Genomic DNA, 25789 nt, shown 5'->3' on the forward strand with positions numbered 1-25789 from the left:
GTCGCTTTTGCCGTAGAATGTCCGACTTGTTTTAATTTTGCGACGATTCATGGCGAAGACGGCTTCCACGGATACGGCTGGTTTGTCCCCCACCAGCACCGAAGGTTCCGACAACTCACCGCTGCCCGAGAGCTACGAGGCAGCGCTGGCGGAGCTGGAGGGGCTCGTTGGGCGCATGGAGGGCGGCAGCCTCAGCCTGGAAGAGTCGCTTGCGGCTTACCGGCGCGGCGCCGTGCTCGTGGCGTTCTGCCAGCAGCAACTCGAAAAAGTGGAGCAGCAGGTGCGCGTCCTCGATGGCGAAACGCTCAAGCCGCTTCCCGTGAACACAGCAGGTACAACCGCTGCCGACAGCGGAGACGATCTATGACCTTCGAACAATGGATGCGCTCGGTGCTGGACCGGGTAGAGGGCGCACTCGAGCAATATTTGCCGGCGGAATCGACCGAGCCCGCCCGGCTGCATGAAGCAATGCGCTATGCCGTGCTGGGCGGCGGCAAGCGGGTACGCCCGCTGCTGTGTCACGCGGCGGGCGAACTGACGGGCGCGAAGGCCGAGTGCCTCGACGCGGCATCGGCAGCGCTGGAGATGATTCACGTCTACTCGCTCGTGCACGATGACATGCCCTGCATGGACGACGACGAACTGCGCCGCGGCAAGCCCACGGTACACGTCAAATATGACGAAGCGACGGCACTGCTGGTCGGTGACGCGCTGCAGTCGCAAGCTTTCGTTGCGCTGACATCGGACGTGCTCGCGCCCGCGCAGCAGGCCGCGCTGGTGCGCGAACTGGCGCTGGCGAGCGGCTCGATCGGCATGGCGGGCGGACAGGCGATTGATCTGGCGAGCGTCGGCCATACGCTGACGCGCCCGCAGCTCGAAACCATGCACCGCCTGAAAACGGGCGCGCTGCTGCGCGCCGCCGTGCGGATGGGCGCATTGACAGGCCAGATCGGCAACGGCGGGCCCGACGCGAAGGCGCTGGAGTCGCTGGATGCCTATTCGGCTGCCGTGGGCCTCGCGTTTCAGGTCGTCGACGATATTCTCGACGTCACGACCGATTCCGCGACGCTTGGCAAAACGGCTGGAAAGGACGCGAAGGACGGCAAACCGACCTACGTGTCGATCATCGGGCTCGACGCTTCGCGTGCGCTCGCAGCGCAGCTGCGCAGCGATGCCCACGCAGCACTTGCACCTTTTGGCGCCCGCGCACAGCGGCTCGCCGAGCTGGCTGACCTCGTGGTGAACCGGGTCAGCTGATGAAGCTGTAACGCGAAAGCCCGCCGCCCGCACAAGACTCTTCGGGTGTGCGCGAATGAAGTGCGGGCGCGTAAGTTTTCCTACAATGGAACGACGATGTACGACTTGCTGAAAACCATTGACGACCCCGCGGACCTGCGCCGCCTCGATCGCCGCCAGTTGCACCCGCTTGCCGACGAGTTGCGTGCCTTCGTGCTCGACAGCGTGTCGCAGACGGGCGGCCACCTGTCGTCCAACCTCGGCACGGTCGAACTGACGATCGCGCTGCACTACGTGTTCGACACGCCGCGCGACCGCATCGTCTGGGACGTGGGTCATCAGACCTATCCCCACAAGATCCTGACGGGCCGCCGCGACCAGATGCACTCGCTGCGTCAGCTGGGCGGCATTTCGGGCTTCCCGAAACGCGACGAGTCGCCGTACGACACGTTCGGCACGGCGCACTCGAGCACGTCGATCTCGGCGGCGCTCGGCATGGCGATCGGCAGCAAGCTGCGCGGCGAAGACCGTTTCGCGATCGCCGTGATCGGCGACGGCGCGATGACGGCGGGCATGGCCTTCGAGGCGATGAACAACGCCGGCGTCGAAGACGACGTGCCGCTGCTCGTGATCCTCAACGACAACGACATGTCGATTTCGCCGCCCGTGGGCGCGCTGAATCGCCATCTCGCGCGCCTGATGTCGGGCCGTTTCTACGCGGCTGCGCGTGCCGGCGTCGAACGCGTGCTGCGCCATGCGCCGCCCGTGCTCGACCTCGCGCGCAAGCTCGAAGAACACGCGAAGGGCATGATCGTGCCGGCCACGCTGTTCGAAGAGTTCGGCTTCAACTACATCGGACCGATCGACGGCCACGATCTCGACTCGCTGATCCCGACGCTGCAGAACATCAAGGAACTGCGCGGTCCGCAATTCCTGCACGTCGTGACGAAGAAGGGCCAGGGCTACAAGCTGGCCGAAGCCGACCCGGTGCTGTACCACGGCCCCGGCAAGTTCAACCCGGCCGAAGGCATCAAGCCGTCGACGACGCCTGCCAAGAAGACCTACACGCAAGTGTTCGGCGAATGGCTGTGCGACGCGGCCGAGCTCGATTCGCGCGTGGTCGGCATCACGCCGGCGATGCGCGAAGGCTCGGGCATGGTCGAGTTCGAAAAGCGCTTCCCGGATCGCTATTACGACGTCGGCATTGCCGAGCAGCACGCCGTGACGTTCGCGGGCGGTCTGGCGACGGAAGGGCTCAAGCCTGTCGTCGCGATCTACTCGACGTTCCTGCAACGCGCGTATGACCAGCTGATCCACGACGTTGCGCTGCAAAATCTGCCCGTTGTGTTCGCAATCGATCGCGCGGGCCTCGTCGGCGCGGACGGCGCAACGCACGCGGGCGCGTACGATCTCGCGTTCCTGCGCTGCATCCCGAACATGACGGTGATGGCTGCGTCGGACGAAAACGAGTGCCGCCAGATGCTGTACACGGCGCTGCAGCAGCCGAACCCGACGGCCGTGCGTTATCCGCGCGGCGCGGGCACGGGCGTCGCAACGGTCAAGCAGATGGCTGCGCTTCCGCTCGGCAAGGGCGAAGTCCGCCGCCAGTCGACGCAACCGGCCGGCAAGCGCATCGCGATTCTCGCGTTCGGCACGATGGTCGCGCCGTCGCTCGCGGCAGCGGAACAGCTGGACGCGACGGTCGCCAACATGCGCTTCGTGAAGCCGATCGACGCCGATCTGGTCCGCGAGCTGGCCGAGACGCACGACGCCATCGTCACGGTGGAAGAAGGCTGCGTGATGGGCGGCGCGGGCTCGGCCTGCGTGGAAGCCATGATGGAGAGTGGGGTTATCCGACCCGTACTACAATTGGGCCTTCCCGATCGCTTCATCGATCACGGAGATCCCGCGAAGCTGCTCGCGTCGTGCGGCCTTGACGCTGCGGGCATCGCGAAGTCCATCCGCGAGCGATTTGTGGAGCACGCGAGCGGCAAGTCGGTCAAACGCGTCGCGTAACATAGCGGGCCGCCGGAACAAACAAGCGGCTCGTTGCATCTACTCCAATATGAATCGGCGGGTTGCGTACCCGCCGGGCTCCGCCGGCGCAAGCCGGCGGTTGTCATTTTGCGCGTCGATTCGCGCTGCCAGTTGAGGACAAGGACATGAACCAGATGAACCCCGCCTTCGTGATGCCCGACGTGCAAAGCACGGTCGACACCCGCCAGATTCCGATTCAGCGGGTCGGCGTGAAGGCGGTGCGTCATCCGCTGACGGTCCGTACGCCAGACGGCAGCGTGCAGCCGACTATCGGTACGTGGAATCTCGACGTTCATCTGCCGGCCGAGGTAAAGGGCACGCATATGTCGCGCTTCGTCGCGCTGCTCGAGGAGAACAAGGCGCCGCTGGATTCTGCTGCGTTTCGCGCGATGCTCGCGGCGATGCTCGAGAAGCTTGAGGCGCGTGCGGGCCGTATCGAGGTGTCGTTTCCGTATTTCGTCAACAAGACGGCGCCTGTGTCGGGCGTGCAAAGTCTGCTGGACTACGAAGTGACGCTGACGGCGGATTCGCGCGATGGCGCCACGCGGATGTTTCTCAAGGTTCTGGTGCCCGTCACCAGCCTGTGCCCGTGCTCGAAGAAGATTTCGCAGTATGGCGCGCATAACCAGCGCTCGCATGTGACGATTAACGCTGAGTTGATGGATGATGTGCCTGTCGAGGATCTGATCCGTATTGCGGAGGAAGAGGCTTCGTGTGAGTTGTGGGGATTGCTCAAGCGGCCTGATGAGAAGTTCGTGACCGAACGCGCTTATGAGAACCCGAAGTTCGTCGAAGACCTGGTGCGGGATGTCGCGCAGCGGTTGAATGATGATAAGCGTATTGCCGCTTATGTGCTCGAAGCGGAGAACTTCGAGTCTATTCATAATCATTCGGCGTATGCGGTGATTGAGAAGAGGGGCTGAGGGTTTTTTCTGTCTGCGACTCTGGGGTGGTTTGCTTGTGCTTTGCGCTGGCATCCGCGTGATGTTATTGGTCTGCAAGCGTTGCCCCTGTGCGGGGCGGCACCTACTTTTCTTTGCCGCCGCAAAGAAAAGTAGGCAAAAGAAAGCGGCTAACACCGCCAGTTCTAGTATTCGCCTGAGGGCCCCCAAAGGTTCTTATGCTTCACACGGCAACCACCTGACCGACGCTCGTTGCCAGCGCTCTTGCAGTGCGCCTCACCCGCTTCACGCCCCCACACGACAGCAGGCCGCGCCAGACAGTCCACGGCCGCCCAGGTGGCAAACTGTGTGTCGGCCGTAGAGCCACACACGCCTCACTCCGAACCGATAGCGCACGCGCCCCACGCTGTAAGAGCCCCAGGCTAAACGGCGCGACAACCTGCACACAGTTTGCCACCTGGGCGGCGCATAGCATTCGCTGCCGCTGGCCTTTGCACGGGTATTCGAAGCGGGTGAGGCGCAAGGAGAGAGCGTTGGCAACGCACATGAACAGGATTGCTGCGGTGTGAAGGATGGGGACGTTGGGGGCCCGTGGGTCGGCACATGGGCTGGCGGTGTGAGCCGCTTTCTTTTGCCTACTTTTCTTTGCGGCGGCAAAGAAAAGTAGGTGCCGCCCCGCACAGGGGCGACGCATGAAGCACGCTAACAAAACGCGGATGCCCGCAGAGCAGCAAACCAGGCGAACCATCCAGCGTCGCAGACAACCCAAAGCAGGTGCCGCCCCGCACAGGGGCGACGCATGAAGCACGCTAACAAAACGCGGATGCCCGCAGAGCAGTAAACCAGGCGAACCATCCAGCGTCGCAGACAACCAAAAGCAGGTGCCGCCCCGCACAGGGGCGACGCCTGAAGCACGCAAACAAAACGCGGATGCCAGCAGAGCAGTAAACCAGGCGAACCATCCAGCGTCGCAGACAAAAAAAATCAGAACACCTTCACCGGCACATTCACCACAAGCCGGTATTCCATATTATCCGGGTCCGAGTAATGCGCTGTCGACTTGTGATACATCGCGATAAACGTGATCTTCGTATCCTTGAACCGTCCGCTCTGCAGCGTATAGCTCGGAATAAACCCGATCTCATGATGCGTGCCATGCACATACTCGCCATTCCGCGTGTAAGGCCCGATCGCATTCGACGCGGCGCCAGCCGAAGCATCCGCTCCCCAGCCCGTCACGCCCCACAGCATCGCCTTGAAGCCAGGCAAGCCGGCATACTTGCCATCGAACGTATACCGCAGCTGGAACGACTTTTCATGCGGCGCGTTGTAGTCGACATCCATCGAGTTCACGAGATAGATACCGTTGGTCTCGTTCACATAATCGAAGAACTGGTCGCCGAGAATCTGCTGATAGCCGAGCAACACCTGATGCGGACCATGTTGCGCCGACAGCGACAGGCTATACGCATTGTTGTTGATATGCCCTTGCAGCGCCGAACCCGTCTGATGCGTCGAGTAGATGTTCGCGAGTCCAGCCCACTTGACCGTGTTCACATCGCCGATCGAATGTGAGATCGCCGCGTAGAACTGATTCCACACGTCTTCCGCCTGATCCGCGTACAACGTGACCGTGCCGTTGGGCGAATAGTCCCAGTTGCCGCCGAAGTAGGACAGGCGCTTGATCGTCGTGCCGCCGTACGACGACGTCAGGTCGATCAGGTTCGTGTGGCCGCGCGCGTCGACCTTCGTGAAGCTACCGGCCTGCATCGTGACGTTATGGATGTCGTTGCTCACTGCCGATACGCCGAGGAACGTCGGCGGCAACGCGCGGTTGTCGTGCGGTTCCATGAACGGATTGTTGTCGACGATCTGCAAACCATACTTGACGACCGTCTCGGAGATGCGCCCCTTGATGTCGTACATGCCCGGATACGCCCATGCGAGCTGGTCCGAACCGCCGCCGCCCTTCGCCACGTGCACCATGTTGCCCGCGCCGTTGCCGCCGTCGAGCTTGAGTGCGGCGAACAGCGATGCATCGAAGCCGAGACCGACGGGCCCTTGCGTGTAGCCGGATTCGAAGTTCGCCTGCATGCCCTGAACCCACGCGTGGCGGTGCGGGCCACCTTCGTTGTCGAACTGGTCGGCGTAATTGCGGAACAGCAGGTTCAGATGGCTGTCGGCGATCAGGCCTTTGCTCTTCGCCTGGCTCGACAACGGCGCGGGCGGCGTCGCAACCTGGTCGGCTTCTGCATTCACGAGCGCGTTGTTGGTTTCGGGCTGCACCTCCGCGACGTTCGGCATGTGTTTCAGCTTCGGTTTGGCTGGTGCGGCGGGTGCCGCGGGCGCAGCCTGCGCCACGGCTGCGCTGGCGGCGGCGGGCGCGGCTGCGTCGTCGGCGAATGCGGCGGTGGCGATCGTCAGTGCCGGCAGGCCCACTGCCAGCAAGGCGAACTTCGATGCTCCTGATGTGGATCGTTGGGTTGTCATTGCAGTTCCATTTTTTCTAGTTGATGAAACAGTGGCGCGGCGGTCGGCCGTGCCACGCTTTCTCGCCCGTTCCCGCCGTCGCGCGAACGAACGCCTCCCTCGGCGCAGCGGCTAGCTGCGTCGTGGAAAAAGGTTTGTGTGAAGCTAAAGGGTTGTCAGGTCATGACAGCGCGTATGCAGGCGACCTGCGTATGACCGATGCCCGTTGCGCTCGTAACGGGCCGCTCGTGCGCGCACGCGTCGATCGCATCCGGGCAGCGCGTACGGAACGCGCAGCCCGAAGGCGGCTTGAGTGGCGACGGAATCTCGCCGCGCAACAGCACATGCTTGCGCGCACGCTCGGCGACCGGGTCGGGCAGCGGCACGGCCGACAGCAGCGCCCGCGTGTACGGATGCTGCGGCTCGCGGTACACGTCGCGCTTGTCGCCGAACTCCATCACGCGACCCAGGTACATCACGAGCACGCGCTGGCTGATCGCCTTCACGACGGCCAGATCGTGCGCGACGAACAGCAGCGACAGCGACAGTTCGCGTTGCAGATCGCGCAGCAGATTGACGATCTGCGCCTGGATCGACACATCGAGCGCGGAGACCGGCTCGTCGCAGATCACGAGTTGCGGCTCGCCGATCAACGCGCGCGCAATGCCCACGCGCTGGCACTGCCCGCCCGAGAATTCATGCGGATAGCGGCGCAGATGATGATTGCTCAAGCCGACGCGTTCGAGCATCGTCCGCACGCGAACGCGTATCTCCTCGCGGCCGAGTTGCGGCTGATGCGTCTTGAGCGGCTCCGCGACAATCTGTTCGATCGTCATGCGCGGATCGAGCGACGCGAGCGGGTCCTGAAAAATCATCTGCACGTCGCGGCGAATCTGCGTCGTATCGCGGGACGTGCCTTTTACCGACTCGTGTCCTTTCCATTGCACACTGCCCGACGTCACGGGCGTCAGGCCAATGATCGCGCGCGCGAGCGTCGATTTTCCGCATCCGGATTCTCCGACGAGGCCCACCGTCTCGCCACGACGCACATCAAACGACACGCCGTCGACGGCGCGCAGCGTCGCCTTCTTCGACCACGGATAGCCGCCCTGCGCGATGCTGAAGTGCACGCTGAGGTTGTCGACCTTGAGTAGGGTTTCCTGGGCGCTCATAGCACCTCCGCGATAGCCTGGACAGGACGATGGCACGCGCGCAGCGCATGCACTTCGCCTTCGATCGGTTCGAGCGACGGACGCGTCGCGCGGCATCGCTCTTCGGCGAACGTGCAGCGCGGCGCGAACGCGCAGCCTTGCGTCGCCATGCCCGGCAAAGGCGGATTGCCCGGAATGGTTTGCAGCGGCTGATCGTCGTCGTCGGTAAGTCGCGGCAGCGCGTTCAGCAGGCCGATCGTGTACGGATGCGTCGGCGCGGCGAACAGTTGCTGCGCGGGTGCCTGCTCGACCGTTTGCCCCGCGTACATCACCATCACGTCGTCGCACAGGCCGGCCACTACACCCATGTCGTGCGTGATCAGGATGATCGCGGTGCCGCGCTCGCGGTTCAGTTCACGCAGCAGTTCGATGATCTGCGCCTGCACGGTGACGTCGAGGGCCGTGGTCGGTTCGTCGGCGATCAGGATTTCGGGTTCCGACAACAGCGCCATCGCGATCATCACGCGCTGGCGCATGCCGCCCGAGAACTCGTGCGGATACATGCCGATACGGCGCGCCGCATCGGGAATGCGCACGCGTTCAAGCGTTTCGATCGCGCGCTGCTTCGCCTCTCGGCGCGACAGCTTGCGATGCAGTTGCAGCGTCTCCGTCATCTGCCGTTCGATCGTGAGGAACGGATTGAGCGACGTCATCGGGTCCTGGAAGATCATGCCGATGCGGTCGCCGCGAATGCGGTTGAGCGCGGCGTCGTTCATCGTCAGCAGGTTCGCGCCGTTGTAGAGCGCTTCGCCGCTGACCTTGCCGTTCTTCGCGAGCAGGCCGAGCAGCGCCATCACGGTCTGGCTTTTGCCCGAACCCGATTCGCCCACGATGCCGAGCGTCTTGCCTTTGTCGAGCGAGAACGACACGCGTTGCACGGCGTCGACGGGCGCGCCGTCGCGACGCGAGAAGCGCACGCTCAGGTCCTTGACTTCGAGTAATGCCTTGTTCTGTGCCATCTCAGCGGTCCTTCGGATCGAGTGCATCGCGCAGGCCGTCGCCGACGAAGCTCACGGCATAAAGTGTCGCGCACAGCATGAGGGCCGGGCACAGCAGCAGCCACGGCGTCGATTCGAGCTTCTGCGCGCCGTCCTGGATCAGCACGCCCCAGCTCGTCATCGGTTCCTGCACGCCGAGGCCGAGAAACGACAGCACCGATTCCGTCAGCACGATGCCCGGCACCGTGACCGTCGCGTAGACGACCACCACGCCGATCAGATTCGGCACGATGTGTCGCGTGATGATCGAGCGCGAATCGACGCCGATCGCTTTGGCTGCGTCGATGAACTCGCGCGAGCGCAATGACAACGTTTGCCCGCGCACCACACGCGCCATGTCGAGCCACGAAAACGCGCTGATCGTCAGCACGACCAGATAGAACGCGCGGCCGAACAGCGTCATCATCAGGATCGCGATCAGCATGTAGGGAATCGCGTACATCATGTCGACGATGCGCATCATCACGGCATCGACACGTCCGCCCAGATAACCGGCCGTTGCGCCCCACGCGACGCCGATCAGTCCCGACACGAGCGTGCCGAGCAGACCGACTTCGAGCGACACGCGCCCGCCGACCAGCGTGCGCACCAGCAGATCGCGGCCGAGTTCGTCGGTGCCGAACCAGTGCATGTTCTGCCATGTGGGCGCGAGGCTGATCGAGGACCAGTCGCTGTCGATCGCATTGTTCGGCGACAGCAGCGGCCCGACGAAGCACGCGAGCATGATGACGACCAGCAACAGCAGCGCGACGAACGCCGCGCGATTGCGCACGAAGCGGCGCGCGGCCGTCGCGAGCGGACTGCGCGACGGCGGCGCGTCGACGACGGTCAATGAAACAGGTGGCATTCTCATCGGTGTCAGTAGCGGATACGCGGATCGAGCCATGCGTACGCAAGGTCGACGAGCAGGTTGAACAGGACGGCGACGGCTGTCGTCAGCACGACGAGGCCGAGCACCAGCGTGTAGTCGCGGTTGATCGCGCCGTTGACGACGAGCTGGCCGATACCGGGCAGCGCGAACACCGATTCGGTGACGACCGCCGCCGTGATCGACGAAATGCACACCGAGCCGAGCAGCGACACGACAGGCATCAGCGCAGGCTTCATTGCGTGGCGCAGGACGATCGTGCGCGCGGGCAGGCCCTTCGCCCGCGCGGTGCGGATGAAGTTGCCCGACAGCACTTCGATCATGCTGCCGCGCATCACACGCGCGATCAGCGCCACGTTGATGATCGTCAGAAGTGCGATGGGCAGCACGCGATAACGCCACTCGCCTTCTCCCCAGCCGCCCGCGGGCAGCCAGCCATGGCCGTCCGCAGTCTTCAGCAGAATGGCGAACACCCACACCAGCAACGGGCCGAGCACGAACGGCGGCACGACGTTGCCGATATTGCCGAGCACCATCACCGCGTGATCGATCACGCTGTCGCGACGCACGGCGGCAACCGTGCCGAGCGTGACGCCGATCACGACGGCGATGGGCACCGACACGCCGCCGACGCCGAGACTCACGGGCAGCGCCTTCATCACGAGATCGGTGACGGACCAGTCGGTGTAGCGGAACGACAGACCGAGGTCGCCGTGCAGCAATGCCCACAGATAATGCAGATACTGCTTCCACAGCGGCTCGTCGAGGTGGTAGCGCGCGTTCAGATTCGCGAGCGTGGCCTCCGACAGATGCTTCTCGGTATCGAACGGACCGCCGGGCGTGAGATGCAGCAGCAGATAGCATGCGGTGATCACGGCGAGTATCGTCGGGATCGCCCACAGCGTGCGGCGCAACGTGTATGCAAGCATGGGTGCCTTTCCTGTGCTTTCGCTGCCGTTTAGTGCTTGAGCAAGTACATGTCTTGCGACGCGCGCATGTCGAGATAGTTGGTCGACGTATAGCCGCCAACATACGGCTTCACCAGACGCGCCGCCGAGTACTGGAACAGCGGGATCATCGGATAGTCGTTCATCGCGAGGTCATGCGCCTGCGAGAGCAGGGCGGTGCGCTGCTTGTCGTCCGTCTGCTGGTTGGCCTGATCGATCAGCGCGTCGACCTTCGGGTTGCAGTAGTGCTGGTCGTTCTGCACGCTGCCGCAGCGGATCAGATCGAAATACGACATGGCGTCGTTGTAGTCGACGAACCAGCCGTCGCGCGACGCCTGCACCTTGCCGTCATGACGCTGCTTGAGCAGCACCTTGTACTCGACGTTCTCGAGTTTCGCGGTGACGCCCAGCTTGGTGCGCCATTCCGACGTGACGAAGAGGGCAACCTTCTTGTGCAGATCGTTCGTGTTGTACGTGAAGGTGAACGTGAGCGGCTTCGCATCCGAGTAGCCGGCTTCCTTCAGCAAATTGCGCGCGTATTCGACACGCTTGGCCATCGGCCACGATGCCCATTCCGGCTTGAAGACGGCGGCGCCTTCCGTGCCCTTCGAGATCAGACCGTACATCGGCAGTTCGCCGCTCGACGTGAGCTTCGACGTCAGCAGCTCGCGATCGACCACCATCGACAGCGCCTGGCGCACGCGCTTGTCCTTGAAGACGGGGTCGTCGTTATTGAGGCTGTAGTAATACGTTGCGATCTGCAGGCCCTTCTGCAACTGCGGGCCGAACTGCTTGTCGACCTGGTTGAAGATGCCCGACGGAATCGTGTACGTGTAATCGAACTGGCCGGCCTGGTACATGCGCATTGCCGTTTCGTCGCTTTCGATCGGCAGATACGTGACCTTCGAGATCGCGACCTTCGGTGCGTTCCAGTAGTTGCCGTTCTTGTTGATGACGAGGCGGTTGTTCGGCTGCCAGTCGGTCAGCGCAAACGCGCCGTTGCCGACGAAGTTCGCCGGGCGCGTCCAGTCATTGCCGAACTTCGTCACGACGGCTTTATCGACGGGGGCCATCGTCGCCATCGCTGTCAGTTGCGGGAAGAAGGCGGCGGGCACGTCGGTCTTCACTTCGAGCGTGTACGGATCGACGGCGCGCGCGCCGAGGCTCGTCACGGGCGCCTTGCCCGCAATGATTTCCTTCCCGTTCTTCACGAACTCGACGAGCACCGTGTACTTCGAACCCGTCTTCGGATCGACGACGCGTTGCCATGCATACACGAAGTCCGCTGCCGTGACGGGCTGGCCGTTGCTCCACTTCGCATCGTGACGCAGCTTGAAGACCCACGTGTCGGGCGCGGTGCGCGTCCACGACTGCGCGACGCCGGGCACGATCGCGCCCGTTGCGTCGATGCGCGTCAAGCCTTCGAACAGGTCGAGGCCGATCGTGTTGCCCGTCCACGATTCGATGTGAGCGGGGTCGAGCGATTCGGTTTCGGCGGGAACCTGACGGGTCAGTTCCTGGCTCGCGGCGAGCGTGGCGCCCGACGGGACCGTGACGGCCGATGCGTTGTGCTGAAACGTGAGGACGAGCGCGGCCAGCGCCGTCGTGTAAACGAACGGTGTTTTCATGGTTGGATTCGCAGAAAAAGTCGGGAGAGAAACGCAAGCGGCGCGGACGCCACTAACGGTTATCCGCGTGATGAAGGCCGAGGTGGCCCTTGTTCGGTGTACAGCATGCAGGATTCCTTACAATTATTATTACAGGCATCCTACAGCGGAATGTCATGCGCCCCGACTTGCGGAAGCGCTTCCAACCAGGATCGAATGCCTGCCTTCTAAAACAACCTCGGCGTACCTACCCACACGACGACCGATTCCTTGCGGGCCGTGTTGGCCCAGCTATGCGGTACCGTCGATTCGTAATGCGCGCTGTCTCCGGCGCGCAGCACGAAGGTCTTGCCTTCCAGCGTCAACGACACTTGCCCTTCGATGACATAGATGAACTCTTCACCGGCATGTGTCGTGACTTCGGAACGCTTTTGCCCGGGGGGCATCCTCACAAGGATGGCTTCCAACTGACGGCCCCCCGACAGATTGGTCATCCGGGCAAACAGATTCGCCGAGTCTGCAAAACCAAAAAACTTCAGCTCGTTTGCTCGACACACCGAGCGCTCTTCGCTTGGTGTGTCGACGAAATACTGCACCTTCACTCCCAACGCATTCGCAATACCTGCCAGCGACGTGATGGACGGCGACGCGAGACCGCGCTCGACTTGGGACAGGAACGGCTTGGAAATGCCTGCTGCTGTCGCTGTTTCGTCGAGCGTACGCTTCAGCCTTTGCCTCAGCGCGCGGATCTTGCTCCCCAGTGCAAGTGCCGTGTCTTTCTCAAGTGTCGTGACCATAACAAAACCAAATTAGTCCGTCAAAATTAGTTTGATATAAGCAAATGTTGTTTGATGACGTGTTGCTCTTTCCCGGCAAGCCTTGCGCAACTTGACAACTCTTTCATGCCGTTCACGCAGATCCGATCTTTTCGAGAAAGCACTCTATGTTGCCAGATCGCAAAGAGCACTTATCGGATTTGCGTTAGAAGAGCAGTAATGCATTGAGAAGGATCGTGCAGGGGCGCCGCGCATGTCAGTGAATTCCCGAAGCGACAAGTCGCGTTTCGATGCGCACAATCGCAACCTCGCGCGGGTTGGCCCGGCCGGGCTGATCCGCCTGCACTCCCGTTTGCAGCGATCCTGCGGCGGCGTTTTGATCGGTACGTCCTGACCGGACTGCCACCGACGAATGAAGGTGAACATCCATGTCGATTTCTTTCGCAGTCTTTCCACATTCATCCCGCATATCCAGCACGCGTATTTCGATGCAGCCGCCAAAGCGATCCGCTCGCGCGATGCTTTATCATTGAGCCTTTCGTCACGCGCTGTTCGCGTTGACGGCCTCCCGCTGAAGTCCTGGTTGTTCCGTTTTCGACGCGGACCGCGCTGTCCGTTGCTCGTATCGCACTGAACTGTGTCTCGATGGCGCTTTGCGCATCGGCCACGGCAAGTCATCGACGATCTCCAGTTTTTCCAGCTTCGCCCCGTGGCATGCGTCCGCTCGACCGACGCGTGCGCGCGCGGCTGCTATCGCGTAAATAAGAGGAAAGCATGAAATCACCCGTATCCCAGACCCGGTCGTTTTCGACGGTCTTTCTCATCGAGATGTGGGAGCGCTTCGGCTACTACGGCATGGCGGCGCTGCTCGTGCTGTTCATGATTGACCGGCTCGGCTTCGACGACAGCCGCGCGACGCTCACATGGGGCGCGTTCGCGGCGCTCGTGTATGCGTCGCCGTCGATCGGCGGCTGGATCGGCGACAAGATTCTCGGTGCGCGCCGCTCGATGATTTTCGGCGCGCTGGTGCTCGCGGCCGGCTACCTGATGCTCTCGCTGCCGAACGACAGCCTCGAGTTCATGTATGCGTCTCTGGGCGTGATCGTGGTCGGCAATGGGCTGTTCAAGTCGAACGCCGCGAATCTCGTGCGCCGCATTTACGAAGGCGACGATGGGCGTATCGACAGCGCGTTCACGATTTATTACATGGCGGTGAACATCGGCTCGACGGTGTCGATGCTGGCGACGCCGTGGATCAAGGATCACTGGGGCTGGCACACGGCGTTTGCCGTTTGCTGCGGCGGCATGTTGATCGCTGTCGTCAACTACTTCCTGATGTTCCGCACGTTGTCGCACGTCGGCTCCGCGCCGGATGCCGAGCCGATCCGCTGGAAGCGCGTGCTGGCTGTGGCGATCGGCGGGATCGCGCTCGGCACGGCGACGACGTTCGTGCTGCAGCACAAGGCGATTGCTGTCGCATGCGTGTACACAGCGGGCATCGCGATTCTGGCGATTTTCGCGTACATGCTGATCAGCTGCGAGCGGTCGGAGCGTTCGGGCTTGCTGGCCGCGCTGATTCTGACGCTGCAGGTGATTCTGTTCTTCGTGTTCTATCAGCAGATGTCGACGTCGCTGACGCTGTTTGCGCTGCGCAACGTCGACCCGACGTTCACGCTGTTTGGCTCGCATCTGTTTACGTGGAGTGCCGCGCAGTTCCAGGCGCTGAATCCGATCTGGATCATGATGTTGAGTCCGCTGCTCGCGGTGCTGTATACGAAGCTTGCTAACAACGGTAAGGATGTGCCCGTTGCTGCGAAGTATGCGTTTGGTTTTGCTGTGGTGGCGGGGGGATTTTTCGTCTATGCGTGGAGCGGCAGTTTCGCGGTGAATGGGCGGGTGTCGTCGTGGTGGATGGTTGGGGGTTATGGTTTGTACTCGCTCGGCGAGCTGCTGGTGAGCGGCCTCGGGCTTGCGATGATTGCGCGCTATGTGCCGTCGCGGATGAGCGGTTTTATGATGGGCGCTTATTTTGTGGCGACGGGCGTGTCGCAGTATCTGGGTAGTGTTGTTGCCAATCTGGCGAAGATGCCTGCGGGGGATCTTGATCCTTTGGTCTCTTTACCGCTGTATACGAAGCTCTTTGCTGAGCTTGGGTGGTTGGCTGCTGTTGGGGCTGTAGTTGCTATCTTGCTGCTGCCGCTGATGGGGCGGCTTTCGCGGGCGCATCAGCAGTGTGCTGGGCAAGCGGGCAGCGGTGAGGGTGTGGCGGCCTCAGTGCAGTAAGGTTTTCTTTTGCCCCTTCGGGCGGAGTGGTTCTTCAAGGCGTGCCGTTTTTGGGTGCGCCTTTTTGTTTTGGTGTTGGTGTTTTGGTTTTGGTGTTTTGGTTTGCTCGTGTTTTCGCCGGCATCCGCGTTTTGTTAGCGTGCTTCAGGCGTCGCCCCTGTGCGGGGCGGCACCTACTTTTCTTTGCCGCCGCAAAGAAAAGTAGGCAAAAGAAAGCGGCTCACACCGCCAATCCTTGTTCCTGCCTGAGGGCCCCCACAGGTTCTTACGCTTCACACGGCAACCAAGTGACCCACGTTCGTTGCCAGCGCTCTTGCAGTGCGCCTCACCCGCTTCACGCTCCCGCAGTACAGCACGCCGCGCCAGATAGTCCACCGCCGCCCAGGTGGCAAACTGTGTGTAGGTTGTCGCGTCGGGTAGCCTGGGGCTCTTACAGCGTGGGACGCGTGCGCTATCGGTCCGAAGTGAGACGGGTGGAGTACTACGGCCTGCACACAGTTTGCTACCTGGGCGGCGCATACCGTTCGCTGCCGCTTGCTGTTGTATGGGTGTTTGGGGTGGGTGATGCAATTGGTTAAAGCGTTGGCAACGAGCACCAACCAGGGCACTGCCGTGTGAAGGGTGGGGATGTTGGGGGCCCGTGGACAGGCACACGTGCTGGCGGTGTGAGCCGCTTTCTTTTGCCTACTTTTCTTTGCGGCGGCAAAGAAAAGTAGGTGCCGCCCCGCACAGGGGCGACGCGTGAAGCACGAAGGCAAAATGCGGATGCCAGCGCAAACACAAGCAAACCCCACCAGCCACGCCACGAAGGCAAATCGCGGATGCCAGCGCAAACACAAGCAAACCCCACCGGCCACGCCACGAAGGCAAATCACGGATGCCAGCGCAAACACAAGCAAACCCCACCAGCCACGCCGCGAAGCCAAATCACGGACGCCAGTGCAAAGAACAAACCCCTTACAACACCGAACACCGACGCACACGCTAAGCTAACAACAACCCAAAGCGCCGCAGGCAAACAACCAAACCAAAACCCAAAATGGAAATCCACCTATCCGTAGAGGGCCGCCACGACCTGGCGGGGCAAATCTACCGACAACTGCGCGCAGGAATAATCGAAGGCCGCCTGGCAGGCGGCACACAACTGCCATCGACCCGCGATCTCGCCACGCAACTCGGGGTCTCCCGCAAAACGACCCTCGACGTCTTCGAGCGCCTGCTCGCCGAGGGCTTCCTGCACGCGCGCGCCGGCTCGGGTACCTTTGTCGCCGAAGGTTTACAGCGGCTGCCCGCCGAAAAAACCGCACATGCACGCGCCGCACATGACGCGAAAACGGCCCCCACCTCCAGCGCCCGAGCGCAGCCGGTCTGGCACACCGTTCCCGAGGTACTCAGTCCTCAGCCGACACCCGGCACGCCGTACGACTTCATCGGCGGCATTACCGACAAGTCCCATTTCCCCTTCGATGTCTGGCGCCGCTGCGTGAACCACGCGCTGCGCGTGCAGTCGCGCGGACGCGGCACCTATCGCGATGCCGCCGGCGAACAGGAATTGAGGCTCGCGATCTCGCGATACCTCGCGTTTAATCGCGCCGTCGCGAGCAACTGGGAGGACGTCATTGTGACGCAGGGCGCGCAGCATGCGCTCGACCTCATCGCGCGCGTGACGCTGCGTCCCGGCGACGTCGCCGTCATCGAAGACCCCGGCTATCCGCCCGCGCGTGCGTGCCTCACGGCCGTGGGCGCGAAAGTCGTCGCCGTGCCCGTCGATGCCGAAGGCCTGATCGTCAGCAAGCTGCCGAAGAACGCGCGGCTCGTCTACGTGACGCCGTCGCACCAGTTTCCGCTCGGCATGCCGATGAGTCTCGCGCGGCGCGTCGAGTTGCTCGAATGGGCGCAACAGCGCGACGCCGTCATCATCGAAGACGACTACGACTGCGAATACCGCTTCGAAGGACGGCCGATGGAGCCGCTGAAGAGCCTCGACCGTACCGGCCTCGTCGCGTACGTGGGAACGTTTTCAAAGACGATCTTTCCCGAGCTGCGCGTCGGTTACATGGTGCCGCCCGCGTCGCTATTCGACACGCTGCGCAAGGCGCGGCAGATCGGCGACTGGCATGGTTGCTCGCTGACGCAGACCGCGCTCGCCAGTTTCATGCTGAACGGTGACTTCGCCAAGCATCTGAAGCGGATGCACAAGCTCTACGCAGCGCGCCGTGCAAGCCTGCTTGCGCATCTGCACGGCGACCTCGCACGCTGGTTCGAGCCTATCGTGCCGACGGCGGGCATCCATATGGCTGCATTGCTCAAGGCGCCGCTGACGGAGGCGGCCGTGATCGAAGCGGCGCGCGACGAATCGATCGCGCTGCACGGGCTCGCGCCTTTCTATGTGCGCGCGAAGCCGCAACCAGGGCTCGTATTTGGCTATGGCGGCATCGAGGCCGAACAGATCGACGCCGCGCTCGCGACGCTCGCGAAGCTGCTGCCGCGTGTCGAATCAAGGACTTGAGCGTGCCTTCGGACGCGCATACATGCCGTTCTGTCAGGCGTCCCCGACGCTCGCGCGCGTGAAGTGCGGGTCACTTCATCAATGTGATGAGCGTCTTCCCGCTGACGATGCGGTTGACGATTGGAGCTGGACAGGTGCGGCGAAATCGCTCGGCGATCGCGTTTACCCCTTAAAAACAGGCTCCAAATGCGCGAGGTAGTCAGCGCCACGCAACAAACCGTAACCGTTATACACAAAAGATTCGCGCAGAAAGCAAAAGCGCTTGTAGAATCCGGCGTTGAAGCGTGTGCATATCGCGTGCGCTTCTCGCAATTACTGACCCTTAGAGGTAGGAGAAATATGGCGACTTCCGCAAAAAAGGTAGCCAAGAAGGCTGCTACGGTTCCGACCAAGAAGGTTGCTGCAAAGAAAGCTGCTGCTCCCGCAAAGAAAGTCACGGCTAAGAAGGTCGCCGTGAAGGCGTCCGGCGTTCCCTCGCCGATCAAGGACACCTTCACGAAGGCCTCGCTGGCTGCACACGTTGCGGAGCGTGCGGGTGTCGAGCCGAAGTCGGCGAAGGCAGTTCTGGCTGCACTCGAAGACACGATCCTCGGTTCGGTTCACAAGAAGGGCGCTGGCGAATTCACGCTGTCGGGTCTTCTGAAGATCGTCGTTCAGACCGTTCCGGCGAAGAAGAAGCGCTTCGGCAAGGACCCGTTCACGGGTCAGGAGCGCTGGTTCCCGGCCAAGCCGGCAAGCGTGCGAGTCAAGGCTCGCGCGTTGAAGAAGCTGAAGGACGCAGCAGCGTAAAAGTTGATGCGCCTCGATGGCGGCGCGAGCCGCTGTCGTTTGGTTGCTTTGCTTTATCGCGGTCCCCGCATGCGGAAGTGTGTGGGGATTTTTTTTGTCTTCGACGGTGGGGGTGCTGCGCAAGCTTTTAGGTTCTGGGCTTGTGTTTGCGCTGGCATCCGCGTTATGTCTTTGGTGTGGATGCGTTGCCCCTGTGCGGGGCGGCACCTACTTTTCTTTGCCGCCGCAAAGAAAAGTAGGCAAAAGAAAGCGGCTCACACCGCCAGTTCTAGTGTTTGCCTGAGGGCCCCCAAAGGGTCTTACACTTCACACGGCAACCACGTGACCCACGCTCGTTGCCAGCGCTCTTGCAGTGCGCCTCACCCGCTTCACGCTCCCGCAGTACAGCACGCCGTACCAGACAGTCCACGGCCGCCCAGGTGGCAAACTGTGTGCAGGCTTTCGCGCTTTGCACGCATCACTTCGGACTGGGTAGCAAGATTGGTGTCGCTGGTAAGAACGCTGATCTTTTCGGTACTACGACCTACACACAGTTTGCCACCTGGGCGGCACAAGCCATTCGCTGCCGACCGCCCTTGTTCGGTTGTGTGAAGCGGGTGAGGCATCTATTCAAAGCGTTGGCAACGCACGCGAACAGCGGCGTTGCCGTGTGAAGGGTGGGGACGTTGGGGGCCCGTGGATAAGAACACGTGCTGGCGGTGTGAGCCGCTTTCTTTTGCCTACTTTTCTTTGCGGCGGCAAAGAAAAGTAGGTGCCGCCCCGCACAGGGGCAACGCTCGAAGCACGCTAACGAATCGCGGATGCCAGCACGAAGGCAAAGCGCGTATGCCAGCGCAAAGACCAGAACAGGACCACCGTCGGAGACGACAAACCCGGATATCCGCGCAAAGGGAAAAAACCCAAAACACGCCACCCGCGCCGCGACGCATAAAACCCAAACCCAACCCAAACCCCTTCCCCAAACCAGGCCCGCGCCAGCGCCCAAACGCACCGTGTGCGCAACAACACGCACCGGAGTAGCGCATACTCCCCCTCCGCGCTACGATGACACCGACAATCGAGCGCCATCGCAGTGCGCGTTCACAGTGCATCCACCACGCGCAGCGCACAAATCCTGAATGGCATAACGCTTGCTTGATCGAGATTGAAAACCGAATGCGCAGCGCATTCGCCTTCTATCCGACAAAAAGAGTGGGGCGTAACATGCGATGCTTTGACGAGATGCGTCAGTTCGATGACGCCGTGCGGCCGCATTATCAGCGGTTCGAACGCTGGCTCGTGCAGCAGGGCAGCGAGGCAATCGAGAGAAAGCGGGCCGAAGCCGATCTGCTGTTTCGCCGCGTCGGCATCACGTTCGCCGTCAACGGTGACCTGTCGGGCACCGAACGGCTCATTCCGTTCGATCTGATCCCGCGCATCATCCCGCGCAGCGAATGGCAAACGCTCGAAGCCGGCCTCAGGCAGCGCGTCCAGGCGCTCAACCTCTTCATCCACGACGTCTATCACGACCGCAACATCGTCCGCGCCGGCATCGTGCCCGCCGATCAGGTCTACACCAACGCGCAGTACCGGCCGGAAATGCAGGGCGTCGACGTACCGCTCGCCGTCTATGCGCATATCGCAGGCGTCGACGTCGTGCGCGCCGGCGAGAACGGCGAGTTCTACGTGCTCGAAGATAATCTGCGCGTGCCGTCGGGCGTGTCGTACATGCTCGAGAACCGCAAGATGATGATGCGGCTCTTCCCCGAACTGTTCGTGCAGAACCGCATCGCGCCCGTCGCGCACTATCCCGACCTGCTGCTCGACACGCTGCGCTCGGTGGCGCCCGAAGGCGTCGACGATCCCGTCGTGGTCGTGCTGACGCCCGGCATGTACAACTCCGCCTACTTCGAGCACACCTTCCTCGCGCAGCAGATGGGCGTCGAACTGGTGGAAGGCAAGGACCTCTTCGTCGACGACAACTACGTGTTCATGCGCACCACACAAGGGCCGCGGCGCGTGGATGTGATCTATCGGCGGGTCGACGACGACTTTCTCGATCCGCTCGCGTTCCGCCAGGATTCGGCGCTCGGCGTGCCGGGTCTGCTGACGGCGTATCGCGCAGGGCGCGTCGCGCTGGCAAACGCGATGGGCACCGGCATCGCCGACGACAAGTCGATCTATCCGTACGTCCCCGACATGATCGAGTTCTATCTGGGCGAAAAGCCCATCCTGAACAACGTGCCGACCTACCAGTGCCGCAAGCCCGATGACCTCGCGTACACGCTCGCGCATCTGTCCGAGCTCGTCGTGAAGGAAGTGCACGGCGCAGGCGGCTACGGGATGCTCGTCGGGCCGGCGTCGACGTCGGCGGAAATCGAGGCGTTCCGCCAGCGGCTGATCGAAAAGCCGGCTGGCTACATCGCGCAGCCGACGCTCGCGCTGTCCGCCTGCCCGACCTTCGTCGAGTCCGGCGTTGCGCCGCGCCATATCGATCTGCGGCCGTTCGTCCTGTCGGGCAAGACGGTGACGATGTGCGCTGGCGGCCTCACGCGCGTCGCCTTGCAGGAGGGCTCGCTGGTCGTCAACTCGTCGCAGGGAGGCGGCACCAAAGACACCTGGATGGTCGACTGACGACATTCGACCGATGTTCCTAAGCGCCCGCATCGCGCGATGCAGGCGCAAAGCCGACAAACCACGGGCAACCCGGCGCGCTTCGCGTCATACGGCGACGAGAGCGCGTCCAAACAATACGGAAAGCCGACATGCTGAGCCGCACTGCCGATCATCTGTTCTGGATGGCCCGTTACATGGAGCGCGCCGAGAATACCGCGCGCATGCTCGACATCAACCTGAAGGCGCAACTGCTGCCGCAGACGCCCGAACAGGAGGATCGCGCGCAGCGTTCGGTGCTGCGCATCTCCGAACTGGAGCACGCGTTTGCACAGCGCTACGACGAGCCGACGCGCGAAAACGTGCTCGATTTCATGGTCGCCGATCCGACCAACCCGTCGAGCATTCATTCGTGTCTGCAGGCAGCACGCGAAAACGCACGCGCGGTGCGCGGCACGCTGACGACGGAATGGTGGGAAACGATCAACGACACGTGGCTCGAATTCAACGAGCGCACGGCGCACGGCGAGGTGGCGAACAATCTGTCGGCGCTGTTCGAATGGGTGAAGTTCCGCTCGCATCTGTCGCGCGGCGTGACGATCGGCACCGCGTTACAGGACGACGCGTTCTTCTTTACGCAACTCGGCACCTTTCTCGAACGCGCGGACAACACGGCGCGCATTCTCGACGTGCGCTTCGCCGATGCTGAGCCGAACTCGCGCGAGGCGGCGCGCCAGCTCGAGGACTTCTATTACTGGACGTCGATTCTCAGTTCCGTGTCGGCGCTGGAGATCTACCGCAAGGTGTATCGCGATGTCGTGACGCCGGCGCGCGTGGTGGAGTTGATGATCCTGAACTCGCAGATGCCGCGCTCGCTGCTGGCGTCCCTCGATCGCGTCTGCGAAAACCTCGCGATGCTGCGCACGCAGGGCTCGAATCAATGCGAGCGCTTTGCGGGCAAGCTGCGCGCCGAATTGCTTTACTCGGATATCCGGCAGATTTTCGAAGCCGGTCTGCATGCGTGGCTCACACAGTTTCTCGCCCGCGTGTTCGAACTCGGCAACATGGTCGCGCGCACGTACCTGATGCTGCCCGTTGCCTGATGGAGTGCCCTCAATGTATCTGACGATCCGCCACGACACTTCTTACCGCTACGAATCGACGGTCCATTACTCGATCCAGCAACTGCGTCTCACGCCGTCGAGCGGTGCTTCACAGATCGTGCGGCGCTGGACGCTCGACGCGCCCGGCAAGCTCGACTCGACCTTCGACGCCTACGGCAACGTGCTGCACACGCTCGTGCTCAACAAGCAGCACGACGAGATACGCGTGCACGTGTCGGGCGAAATCGACACGTTTGCGCTGATCGACGGGCGCCTTGGCGACGATGCGGGTGCGATTCCGCTCGAGCATTTCACCTGCGCCACGCGCCTGACCGACTGCGATCCCGCGATTCGCGAGCTGGCGGCGTCCGTGCCGTCGCTCGACAAGCCGGCTACGCTGATCGCGCTGGCGGAGAAGATCATCGACCGCGTGCAGTTCGAAACAGGCGCGACGGGTGTGACGAGCACGGCGTCGCAGGCGCTCGCGCTCGGCAAGGGCGTCTGCCAGGACCACGCGCATCTGATGCTCGCGTGCTGCCGTGCGCGCGGGATTCCAGCGCGCTATGTGAGCGGTTATATCGAACCGGGCGACGTCGAGCATGCGGCGAGTCACGCGTGGGTCGATGTGTGGCTCACGGGCATTGGCTGGGTTTCCGTCGACGTCACACATGCTGCGTTTGCCAGCGAGATGTATTGCCGGCTCGCAGCGGCGCGTGACTACGAAGCGGCGTCGCCGGTGCGCGGACGGCGTATCGGCGGACTGGAAGAGACGCTCGATGTGTCCGTTGCCGTGAAGGCGCAGGAGCAGTCTCCGCAATAAGAAGCGCGCCGCGTAACCTGGGGTCTTTGCGGGGCGGGCACACATCGGCTGCAGCGCGCCAGGCGCGCGCATTACAATGGCAGCGTCCCGCGGCGCGCCCGCGGCCCGTGCCTTTTTCCGGCTCGCCCAATCGTTCATTCGGGGCAGCCGTCTGGATTCCTGTCATGACTTACTGTGTGGCGATGTGCGTCGATGAAGGGCTCGTGTTCCTGTCGGATACACGGACCAATGCCGGCGTCGATCACATCAGCACCGCGCGCAAGATGTCGGTGTTCGAAGAGCCCGGCGAACGCATGCTGGTGCTGCTCGGCGCGGGCAATCTGTCGCTCACGCAGGCCGTGCTGCAAGAGTTGTCCGAGCCGACCGGACCTTCTGCTTCGTCAAAGCCCACGCTTTGGACCGTGCCGACCATGGCCGACGCCGCGCGCGTGGTGGGCCAGGCCGTGCGCGACGTGCATGTGCGCGAGGCGAATGCGCTGCAGGAATTCGGCGTCGACTTCAATTGCAGCTTCATTCTCGGCGGGCAGATCCGTGAGAACGCGGAGAGCGGCAATGGCGCCGGGCAACCGCGGCCGCGTCTCTTCATGATCTATGCGGCGGGCAACTTCATCGAATCGTCGCGCGTGAACCCTTACTTTCAGATCGGCGAGTCGAAGTACGGCAAGCCGATCATCGACCGCGTGCTGATCCCCTCCACGCCGCTCGACGAGGCCGCCAAGTGCGCGCTGATCTCGATGGACTCGACGCTGCGCTCGAACCTCTCGGTCGGGCTGCCGCTCGATCTGCTCGTCTACGAGAAGGATTCGCTGAAGGTGACCCGTTTCGTGTCGATCGATCAGGACAATGCCTATTTCCAGATGATCCATCGCACGTGGGGCGAGCGGCTTCGGCAGGTGTTCGGCGAGATTCCCGATCCGGACTGGCAAATCACGGGCGAGGTGCCGCAGAACGGGCATGTCGGGGAGATGGTGCTGTATCGGCCGCCGGGCGAGTTGCATACGGATGCACAGCGCGGCACGCCGGGCCCCGACGCGCGGCCCGCGCAGACTTTGGCTCAAGCCGACAAGCCTAAAACGCGCGGCTGATCACGCCGACACAGTGCGCCCGCTTCAGGGCGTATCCATTTTTTCCACTAGTGCAATGAAAAAAGCCAGCGTTGGCTTGCGCCGCTGCTGGCTTCAGAGTACGGCCCGACGTCTCGAGCCGTGCGTCATATTGTTCTATTAGAACTTGTGACGGATACCCAGGCTGATGATCTCTTGCGAGCTCGAGCCTGCTTGTGCACCGTACGAGCCAACCGATGCGCCTGCATCGACGATGGCGCCAGTGCTTGCATCGCGCTGATGGCCGCTTGCCTTCTGGTAAGCACCGATCAGGTACAGGTCGGTACGCTTGGACAGATTGTAGTCGCCGCCCAGCGAAACCTGGTTGTAGCTTGCCGACGCGTCGCCAGAGCCGTGCGTGTAGGTGTAGCCCAGACCGAGCAGCATTGCCGGCGTGATCTGGTAGCCAGCGAAGGCGCCAGCAACCTGGTACTTCTGCTGCGACGCGAAGCCCGAGAATGCGTCCGGCTTGTACTGCGCGAAGCTGTAACGCAGGTTGAACGTGAACGGACCCGTGACATATTGGCCAGCCACCGACGTGATGTCGATCTGCTTGGCTGACTGGTACGCGCCGTTGATGTTCGAGCCGTCAAACGTAGCGTCCGACGTCACGCCCGTATTCCACGTGCCACCCTGGTTCACGCCCGGGACGACGCCGCGGCTTGCCAGCGTGTTCGCGTTTTCCATGCGGAAGTAGCCAGCTGCAACGCTGAACGGACCGCCGCTCCACGTTGCTGCGCCTGCCCACGATTGGCCTGCACCCGTTGCGCCAGCGACGCCGCCGAGAGCGTACATGCCTTCGAACTGGAAGCCGCTCCACACCGGCGACACGTACTTGATGGCGTTGTTCGTACGCGAGCTGTTGTCGTTGTTGTCAACGTCGCCCGGCGTCGTGAACGTGCTGCCGAAGTAGTTGTCAGCCGTCAGCGGCTGAACCAGGTCGACCAGCGGGTCGTACTGGCGACCCAACGTGACCGTACCGTACGCATCGTGCGTCACGCCGACATATGCCTGGCGGCCGAACAGCTTCGTGCCCGTGCCGTACGAACCCATCTTGCCGTTGTTCGGGTTGAAGCCGCTTTCCAACTGGAAGATCGCCTTCAGGCCACCGCCCAGGTCTTCCGTACCCTTCATGCCCCAACGGCTGCCTTGCAGGTTGCCCGCGGCGAGTTGCCACAGGTTGTCATTGGCCGTGTTGGCGTTGTGAATGTACTGGATCGAGTCATCGATCAAGCCATAAAGCGTCACGCTGCTCTGTGCATGTGCTGCGCCTGCAGCGCCGAGCAGTGCCAGCGAGAGCGTCGACAGTGCGATTCGTTTCATCCATTTCTCCACGCAGATGATTGGTTTTCGTTGTTGCGAAACGGAGAATAGCGCAGTGTCTCTAAGTGTAAGAACTGAAAAAAATTAAGGTGTATCGAAAAACCGACAGCCCGGTAGAAGCCTTGTATCGTAAGCTTGCCAACGATTGTTTCTGTTTCAGCAATATTGAATCTTTGACTGTGGATTATTGTTCTTTTTATGACAGTGATCGATGGT

At 62.3% G+C, this 25789-nt stretch carries 20 protein-coding genes; 12 read left to right on the forward strand and 8 right to left on the reverse strand.

Annotated features, from left to right (window positions below; translation table 11 throughout):
* Window positions 1-49 precede the first annotated feature (49 nt).
* The 4 genes from PPGU16_RS26125 (at window position 50) to folE2 (ending at window position 4196) form a co-directional block, all read left to right on the forward strand.
* Window positions 50-367 (forward strand): exodeoxyribonuclease VII small subunit, encoded by a 318-nt coding sequence (locus PPGU16_RS26125; protein WP_007733039.1) that lies wholly within the window; start codon window positions 50-52, stop codon window positions 365-367.
* Window positions 364-1257, forward strand: a complete 894-nt coding sequence (locus PPGU16_RS26130) for a polyprenyl synthetase family protein (protein WP_180723284.1) — start codon at window positions 364-366, stop codon at window positions 1255-1257. Before PPGU16_RS26125 ends, PPGU16_RS26130 begins: the two co-directional genes overlap by 4 nt.
* Before the next feature lie 96 nt (window positions 1258-1353).
* A complete protein-coding gene (dxs, locus tag PPGU16_RS26135; RefSeq protein ID WP_180723285.1) occupies window positions 1354-3252 on the forward strand; it encodes a 1-deoxy-D-xylulose-5-phosphate synthase in 1899 nt (632 codons plus the stop codon).
* Between the two features lie 146 nt (window positions 3253-3398).
* Window positions 3399-4196: a GTP cyclohydrolase FolE2 gene (gene folE2, locus PPGU16_RS26140; RefSeq protein ID WP_180723286.1), complete on the forward strand. Its 798-nt coding sequence runs from the start codon at window positions 3399-3401 to the stop codon at window positions 4194-4196.
* Between the two features lie 963 nt (window positions 4197-5159).
* Here the strand turns inward: folE2 and PPGU16_RS26145 are convergent.
* From PPGU16_RS26145 to PPGU16_RS26175, 7 genes are all read right to left on the reverse strand, one after another.
* Entirely contained in the window at window positions 5160-6665 is a 1506-nt protein-coding gene (locus PPGU16_RS26145; RefSeq protein WP_180723287.1) for an OprD family outer membrane porin, read from the reverse strand.
* A 155-nt stretch (window positions 6666-6820) separates the two neighbouring features.
* Window positions 6821-7816 (reverse strand): ABC transporter ATP-binding protein, encoded by a 996-nt coding sequence (locus tag PPGU16_RS26150; protein ID WP_180723288.1) that lies wholly within the window; start codon window positions 7814-7816, stop codon window positions 6821-6823.
* A complete protein-coding gene (locus PPGU16_RS26155; protein WP_180723289.1) occupies window positions 7813-8814 on the reverse strand; it encodes an ABC transporter ATP-binding protein in 1002 nt (333 codons plus the stop codon). The genes PPGU16_RS26150 and PPGU16_RS26155 overlap by 4 nt, the downstream gene beginning before the upstream one ends.
* A gap of 1 nt (window position 8815) precedes the next feature.
* Window positions 8816-9700, reverse strand: coding sequence for an ABC transporter permease (locus PPGU16_RS26160; protein ID WP_180725213.1), 885 nt, complete (start codon window positions 9698-9700; stop codon window positions 8816-8818).
* 11 nt (window positions 9701-9711) lie between these two features.
* Window positions 9712-10650, reverse strand: coding sequence for an ABC transporter permease subunit (locus PPGU16_RS26165; RefSeq protein ID WP_180723290.1), 939 nt, complete (start codon window positions 10648-10650; stop codon window positions 9712-9714).
* Between the two features lie 29 nt (window positions 10651-10679).
* The gene (locus tag PPGU16_RS26170) at window positions 10680-12296 is read right to left on the reverse strand and encodes a peptide ABC transporter substrate-binding protein (RefSeq protein WP_180723291.1); all 1617 of its coding nucleotides are present in this window, start codon (window positions 12294-12296) and stop codon (window positions 10680-10682) included.
* A gap of 206 nt (window positions 12297-12502) precedes the next feature.
* Window positions 12503-13072 (reverse strand): cupin domain-containing protein, encoded by a 570-nt coding sequence (locus PPGU16_RS26175; RefSeq protein WP_007743723.1) that lies wholly within the window; start codon window positions 13070-13072, stop codon window positions 12503-12505.
* A gap of 391 nt (window positions 13073-13463) precedes the next feature.
* Here PPGU16_RS26175 and PPGU16_RS26180 point away from each other — a divergent pair, with 391 nt between their 5' ends.
* From PPGU16_RS26180 to PPGU16_RS26215, 8 genes are all read left to right on the forward strand, one after another.
* Window positions 13464-13685 (forward strand): hypothetical protein, encoded by a 222-nt coding sequence (locus tag PPGU16_RS26180; RefSeq protein ID WP_180723292.1) that lies wholly within the window; start codon window positions 13464-13466, stop codon window positions 13683-13685.
* A gap of 140 nt (window positions 13686-13825) precedes the next feature.
* The gene (locus PPGU16_RS26185) at window positions 13826-15334 is read left to right on the forward strand and encodes a peptide MFS transporter (protein WP_180723293.1); all 1509 of its coding nucleotides are present in this window, start codon (window positions 13826-13828) and stop codon (window positions 15332-15334) included.
* 1039 nt (window positions 15335-16373) lie between these two features.
* Window positions 16374-17843: a MocR-like pyridoxine biosynthesis transcription factor PdxR gene (pdxR, locus tag PPGU16_RS26190; RefSeq protein ID WP_180723294.1), complete on the forward strand. Its 1470-nt coding sequence runs from the start codon at window positions 16374-16376 to the stop codon at window positions 17841-17843.
* A gap of 339 nt (window positions 17844-18182) precedes the next feature.
* Entirely contained in the window at window positions 18183-18632 is a 450-nt protein-coding gene (locus PPGU16_RS26195) for an HU family DNA-binding protein (RefSeq protein WP_180723295.1), read from the forward strand.
* A gap of 1203 nt (window positions 18633-19835) precedes the next feature.
* Window positions 19836-21245, forward strand: a complete 1410-nt coding sequence (locus PPGU16_RS26200) for a circularly permuted type 2 ATP-grasp protein (RefSeq protein WP_180723296.1) — start codon at window positions 19836-19838, stop codon at window positions 21243-21245.
* Window positions 21246-21376: 131 nt separating this feature from the next.
* On the forward strand, window positions 21377-22327 hold the full coding sequence (locus PPGU16_RS26205) for an alpha-E domain-containing protein (RefSeq protein ID WP_180723297.1): 951 nt from the start codon (window positions 21377-21379) through the stop codon (window positions 22325-22327).
* A 13-nt stretch (window positions 22328-22340) separates the two neighbouring features.
* The gene (locus PPGU16_RS26210; RefSeq protein ID WP_180723298.1) at window positions 22341-23147 is read left to right on the forward strand and encodes a transglutaminase family protein; all 807 of its coding nucleotides are present in this window, start codon (window positions 22341-22343) and stop codon (window positions 23145-23147) included.
* A 164-nt stretch (window positions 23148-23311) separates the two neighbouring features.
* Entirely contained in the window at window positions 23312-24232 is a 921-nt protein-coding gene (locus PPGU16_RS26215) for a proteasome-type protease (protein WP_180723299.1), read from the forward strand.
* A 138-nt stretch (window positions 24233-24370) separates the two neighbouring features.
* Here PPGU16_RS26215 and PPGU16_RS26220 read toward each other — a convergent pair whose 3' ends face one another.
* A complete protein-coding gene (locus PPGU16_RS26220) occupies window positions 24371-25573 on the reverse strand; it encodes a porin (RefSeq protein WP_180723300.1) in 1203 nt (400 codons plus the stop codon).
* Window positions 25574-25789 lie beyond the last annotated feature (216 nt).

Origin of the sequence: Paraburkholderia largidicola (genome assembly GCF_013426895.1) — a bacterium.
Taxonomy (GTDB): domain Bacteria; phylum Pseudomonadota; class Gammaproteobacteria; order Burkholderiales; family Burkholderiaceae; genus Paraburkholderia; species Paraburkholderia largidicola.